The following is a 6,320-nucleotide window of genomic DNA, read 5'->3' on the forward strand; positions in this document are numbered from 1 at the left end:
GCGCTGGGGGCCAGGGCGGGCGAATGCATGGCCGGCACTGTAACGCCGGGCCGCCGCCGGCCGGCGGGTGGGCGCCAGCCCATGCTTAAAAGGCGGGTGGCCGTGCACCAGTTCACGCTGGAGCGCCGCGCCGCCAGGCTTGAAAATCCAGGCCCAGCCCCCAGATGGCGGGAGCGCCGGCGTGCCGGCAGTCATTCCAGTCCACACAACGCCCATGAGCCAGAAACATTCCTTCCAGGCCGAGGTCGCGCAGCTGCTGCACCTCGTCACGCACTCGCTGTATTCCAACAAGGAGATCTTCCTGCGCGAGCTGGTCTCCAACGCCTCCGACGCCTGCGACAAGCTGCGCTTCGAGGCGCTGGAGAACAACGCCCTCTACGAGGACGCGCCCACGCTGGAGGTCCGCGTCTCCTTCGACACCGAGGCCCGCACGCTCACCATCGCGGACAACGGCATCGGCATGTCGCAGCAGGAGGCGATCGACCACCTGGGCACCATCGCCAAGAGCGGCACGCGCGAATTCATGCACAAGCTCTCCGGCGACCAGAAGGCCGACGCGCAGCTGATCGGCCAGTTCGGCGTCGGCTTCTACTCCGGCTTCATCGTGGCCGACCGCATCACCGTCGAATCGCGCCGCGCCGGGCTGCCGCCCGAGCAGGGCGTGCGCTGGGTGAGCGGTGGCGCCGGCGACTTCGAGGTCGAGGCCCTCACCCTGCCGCAGCGCGGCACCCGCGTGATCCTGCACCTGCGCGAGGACGCGACGGAGTACCTCTCGAGCTGGAAGCTCAAGTCCATCATCGCGAAGTACTCCGACCACATCTCCCTGCCCATCCTGATGCGCAAGGAGACGTGGAAGGAGGGGGAGGACAACCAGCCCGGCCAGATGGTGCTCACCGACGAATGGGAGCCCGTGAACCAGGCCAGCGCGCTGTGGACGCGGCCGCGCAAGGACGTCACGCCCGAGCAGTACCAGGCCTTCTACCAGCAGATCAGCCACGACAGCGAGGCGCCGCTGGCCTGGGCCCACAACCGCGTGGAGGGTTCCACCGAGTACACCCAGCTGCTCTTCATCCCGGCCCATGCGCCCATGGACCTGTGGAACCGGGAGAAGTCGGCGGGCGTGAAGCTCTACGTGAAGCGCGTGTTCATCATGGACGAGGCCGAGGCGCTGATGCCGGTGTACCTGCGCTTCGTCAAGGGCGTGATCGACTCGGCCGACCTGCCGCTGAACGTGAGCCGCGAGCTGCTGCAGGAAAGCCGCGACGTGCGGGCCATCCGCGAGGGCTCCACCAAGCGCGTGCTCTCCATGCTGGAAGACCTGGCCAAGCTGGAGAAGGACGAGGCCGCGAGCGAGGAGGACAAGGCCAAGTACGGCAAGTTCTGGTCCGAGTTCGGCGCCGTGCTCAAGGAAGGCCTGGGCGAGGACTTCGGCAACCGCGACCGCATCGCCAAGCTGCTGCGCTTCCACTCCACCCAGGCGGACGCGCCCACCGTGTCGCTGGCCGACTACAAGGCCCGCATGAAGGAAGGCCAGGAGGCCATCTACTACATCACCGCCGACACCCTCGCCGCGGCGAAGAACAGCCCGCAGCTGGAGGTGTTCCGCAAGAAGGGCATTGAGGTGCTGCTGATGGCCGACCGCGTCGACGAGTGGGCGCTGAACTACCTGACCGAGTTCGACGGCACGCCGCTGCAATCCGTGGCCAAGGGCGCGGTCGACCTGGGCACGCTGCAGGACGAGGCGGAGAAGAAAGCCACCGAGGAAGCGGCCGAGACCTTCAAGCCCGTGCTGGAACGCCTGAAGGCGTCGCTGAAGGACAAGGCCGAGGACGTGCGCGTGACCTCGCGCCTGGTCGACTCGCCGGCCTGCCTGGTGGCCACCGATGGCGGCATGAGCACGCAGCTCGCCCGCATGCTCAAGCAGGCGGGGCAGAAGGTGCCCGACATGAAGCCGGTGCTCGAGGTGAACCCGGCGCATGCGCTGGTGAAGAAGCTGGCGTCGAGCGAGCACTTCGACGACCTGGCCAACATCCTGTTCGACCAGGCCCTGCTGGCCGAAGGCGGCCTGCCGGAAGACCCGGCGGCCTACGTGCGGCGGGTCAACGCCCTGCTGGCCTGAGGCCCGGGCGGGCCAGGGCCCGCTCGTTCTGTGAAGGCGTTCACCAGACAGTCCTGAGCCCCGCGCCAGCGCCGGGGCCGCCGGGATACTGCCCCCCTTCCATGGGGGGACTGTCATGGGGTTTTTGCCTGCCGGGCGCGCGATCACCGCGCGGACCACGGCGCTTGTTCCGGTTCGGTTTCCGCTGTTTCTCGCCGCCCTGGCGGCGGCCGCCGCGGGGCCGGCCCGGGCCCAGGCTGTCGATGCCGGGGCCTTGTCGCGCACCCTGCAGGAGACGGCGCCCACGCCCGGCAGCCTGCCGCGCGTGGTCTCGGGCCGCCGGGGCGCCGAAGGCGCCGTGCTCTCCGTGCACGTCGACGATTTCCTGGTCGAGGGCGCCGCCAGCGTGGACCCGGCTGCCGTGCGCGAGGCCCTGGCGCCGTTCCGCGGCCGCACGCTCAACGCCGCCCAGCTGCTGCAGGCCTGCGACGCCATCGCCGCGCTGTACCGCCGGGAGGGCAAGCTGGCCCGTGTTCTCATCCCCGCCCAGGCGTCCGCCCAGGCGGTGCTGCGCATCGAGGTGGTGGAAGCCCAGCTCGCGGCCGTGCGCGTGGAAGGCCAGCCGGCCCGGGTGGACGCCGGCTTCGTCGAACGCGTGGTGAGGCAGGCGCTGGGCGACAGCCGCCCCCTGGACCTGGCCGCACTGGAGCGCGGCATCCTGCTCGCGAACGACCTGCCCGGCGTCAGCGCCGACGGCGTGCTGAAGGCCGGCGACGCACCCGGCGACACCGTCCTGGCCCTGCGCATCGCCGACGGCGCGGACTGGCAGGCCGGCGCGAGCGTGAATTCCTGGGGCTCGCGCTTCACCGGCGAGGAGCAGGTCCTGCTCAATGCGGCGCGCAACCTGGCGCGCGGCGAGCAGATCAGTGCCGGCGTCGTGGCCAGCACCGGCCTGCAGGCGCTGCGCCTGGGCGCCGAGGCGCCGCTGGGCGTGGCGGGCCTGAAGCTGCAGGCGTCGGCCAGCGGCCTGCAGTACCGCCTGGGCCGCGAGTACAAGCCGCTGGACGCCCGTGGGGATGCCGCCACCACCTCGCTGGGCCTGTCCTATCCGCTGGTGCGCACGCAATCGCTCAACCTGCGCCTCGCCGCCACGGCGGACCACGCCCGCTACCGCGACGACAGCCTGGGCGAGCGCGTGCGCGAGCGCAGCGTCGACGGCCTCACGCTGGCCCTGTCGGGCGACTGGAGCGACCCCCTGCCCGGCAGCAGCCTCACGCCCTGGGGCGTGCAGGCGCGCGCCGGTCGGGTTCGCCTGGGCGTCGCGGACGACCGCGCGGCCGATGCGGCCGGCCCGGGCACCGAAGGCGGCTTCAGCCTCCTGGGCGCACAGATCGCGCGTCACCTGGCCTGGGCGGGTGGCTGGTCGGGCTCGGTCGGCCTGCGCGCGCAATGGGCGCTCGCCAACCTGGACAGCGCCGAGAAGTTCGCGCTGGGCGGGCCCACGGCCCTGCGGGCCTACCCCGTGAACGAAGCCTCGGGCGATTCCGGCTGGATCCTGAGCGGCGCCCTGCGCCGCAGCTTCGACGGCGGCTTCACCCTGGGCCTGTTCAGCGACATCGGCCATGTGCGCGTGCACACCCGGCCCTGGGCCCGCGACGCCAACCAGATCAGCCTGCAGGACCTGGGCGCCACGCTGGAGTGGCGCTCGGGCCGGGTGGGCAGCGAGCTGTCGCTGGCCCTGCCGCTGGCCCGCAACCCCGCTGCCGCGCACGGCCGCAACCAGGACGGCTCGGACCACGGGCCGCGCCTGTGGTGGCGCCTGCAGTACGCACTCTGAGCTGCCGCGCCCTCGCGCGTCGCACCCCGCCACTGGAGAGAACCCATGAACGCTTCGACCTCCCGGCTGCCACGTCGGGCCCGGCTGCTGCCGCTGGCCGGCGCCGTCGCCGCACTGTTTGCCGGCCCGGCGGCCGCCCAGACCGCGCCCGCCCTGCCCGTGCTGGCCAACACCGGCCAGCCCGTGAATGTGCAGGTGCGCACCGCGCCCGGGCAGATGATCGTCACCACCACGCAGAGCCGCACCGTCATTCCCTGGGCCAGCTTCAACGTGGCCGCGGGAAACTCGGTGTCGTTCAAGCAACCCGACGCGTCCTCCGCCGTGCTCAACCGCGTCATCACGCCCGGCACGCCCAGCACCATCGACGGCGCCATCGATTCGAACGGGAAGGTCTACCTCCTCAACCCGGCCGGCATCAGCTTCGGCGTCAACAGCGCCGTCAGCGTCGGGGCCCTGGTCGCCTCGACCCTGGACATGGCCGACAGCGACTTCCTGAACGGGGTGGACCGCTTCCGGGGCGCCCCGGGCAACGGCGCCGTGGTCCACCAGGGCGAGATCGTCACGGACACCGGCGGCAGCGTCGTGCTGCTGGGCAGCTCGGTCACCAGCACGGGCGCGATCCGCACCAGCGGCGGTGATGTCGTGCTCGCGGCCAGCAGCGCGGACACGCTCCTGGGCCTGGCCAACCAGCACCTCACCATCGACGTGGGCAACACGCCCGCCGGGGCGGTGAGGCTGGGCGGCACGCTGGACACCAGCGCCGCCCTGGGCGACGCGGGCAAGGTGACGGTGCTGGCCTCCCGGGTCGAGCTCGGCGCCGACCTCGCGATCCTCAGCGACCGCCAGGACCCGGCCGGCAAGCGCGTGCAGGTCGAGGTGCGCAACAGCACGCTGAATGTCGCGGCGCAGGACGGCACGCTGTCAGGCACGGACGCCAGCCGTCTGCTGCAGATGGCGGACCTCAAGCTTGCCGGAACGTCCGCGTCGGACCTGGTGGTCGGCGATGCCATCGCCTGGCCGGCACCCCAGGGTGCGAGCCATGCCCTGACGCTCAGCAGCGGCGGCAACCTGCTGGTGCGCAACCGCATCGACGCCACCGCCAACGGCGCGGCGGGCAGCGTCGCGCTGGAGATCGGCCAGGCCCAGCCGGCGGCGGGCAACACCGCCACCGACGATTTCGGTCTCTCCGCCACCGGCTTCGCCGGCCGCATCGACCTGCCCTCGGGCACCAGCTTCAGCACCCGGCTCGGCAGCGACGGCAGCACGCAGGTCTTCACCGTCATCAACACGCCGGCGCAGCTGCGGGCCGCACCCGCCACGAACACGGCCCTGGGCGCCGACATCACGTGGCCGGCCGCGCCAGGTGCCAGCTTCAATCCGCTGGTGAAGCGCAGCGGCCAGTACGACGGGCTGGGCCACAGCGTCTGGGGCCTGAACGTGGTGGACACGGGCCTGAGCCCCACGGGCATGTTCAGCCAGCTGGCCAACAGCGAGGTGCGCAACCTGGCGCTGCGCCAGCCCACGGTGCAGTGCACCGTGTACTGTGGCGTGCTCGCGGGCTCGACGTCCCGGGCCGGCATACGCTCCGTCTGGGTCGACGGGGCCACCGTCAATGCGGTGACGGGTTCCTACTTCGATGGCTACTACGACAATCCGGTCGCGGTGCAATATGTGGGTGGCATCGTGGGGATCCTGGGCGGGTCCTCCATCACGGGCTCCATCGTGTCCAGCCTGACGCTCACCGCGCCGGACAACGCCAGGGACCTGGGCGGCGTCGCTGGCTTCACGATCGGTAGCTGGGAGCTCCGGTTCGGCAGCCCCAACGTGTTCTTCCCCACGACCATCGCGGACACCCTTGCGGATCGCGTCCGCATCCGCACGGGCAATGACATGCAGTTCCTCGGCGGGCTCGTGGGCGAGAACCGCGACGCGACGCTCAGCCGCGTCAGCGCCAGCAACGTGAGCATCGACACCCTGAGCACCACGGTCAGTGGTTCAGGAATGAACGCCATCGGCGGTCTGGTGGGTGCCAACGGCGGCACGATCGACAAGGCGTCGGGCGCCTACGTGGCCCTCACGGTGGGCAGGAACACCTCCGGCGTGGGCGGTATGGTGGGCAGCAACGGCGGGCTGGTCACGGACAGCCGCGTGGATGCCGTGGTGCTGAACATCGGTCCGATGGACGCGGGCGCCGGCGTTCCGTCCGCCATCGGCGGCTTCGCGGGCATGGGCGGCAGCAACCTCTACACCGGCACGCCGGGCTCCATCAGTGGCAGCGCCGCGACCAACATCAGGATGAATTCGAGCGCTGGCCTGGTCGGCGTCGGTGGCTTCATCGGCGTCAGCACCGACAACCACGCCATCAGCCGGTCCACGGTGAACGAC

General features: G+C 71.3%; 3 protein-coding genes. All 3 read left to right on the forward strand.

The window, feature by feature from the left end:
* The first annotated feature begins 214 nt into the window (after window positions 1–214).
* Entirely contained in the window at window positions 215–2,119 is a 1,905-nt protein-coding gene (gene htpG / locus IM725_RS19400; protein ID WP_193782288.1) for a molecular chaperone HtpG, read from the forward strand.
* A gap of 115 nt (window positions 2,120–2,234) precedes the next feature.
* On the forward strand, window positions 2,235–3,935 hold the full coding sequence (locus IM725_RS19405; protein ID WP_193782289.1) for a ShlB/FhaC/HecB family hemolysin secretion/activation protein: 1,701 nt from the start codon (window positions 2,235–2,237) through the stop codon (window positions 3,933–3,935).
* A 45-nt stretch (window positions 3,936–3,980) separates the two neighbouring features.
* A partial coding sequence (locus IM725_RS19410; protein ID WP_193782290.1) for a two-partner secretion domain-containing protein occupies window positions 3,981–6,320 on the forward strand: 2,340 nt, incomplete at its 3' end.

Origin of the sequence: Ramlibacter aquaticus, from assembly GCF_015159745.1 — a bacterium.
Taxonomy (GTDB): Bacteria; Pseudomonadota; Gammaproteobacteria; order Burkholderiales; family Burkholderiaceae_C; genus Ramlibacter; species Ramlibacter aquaticus.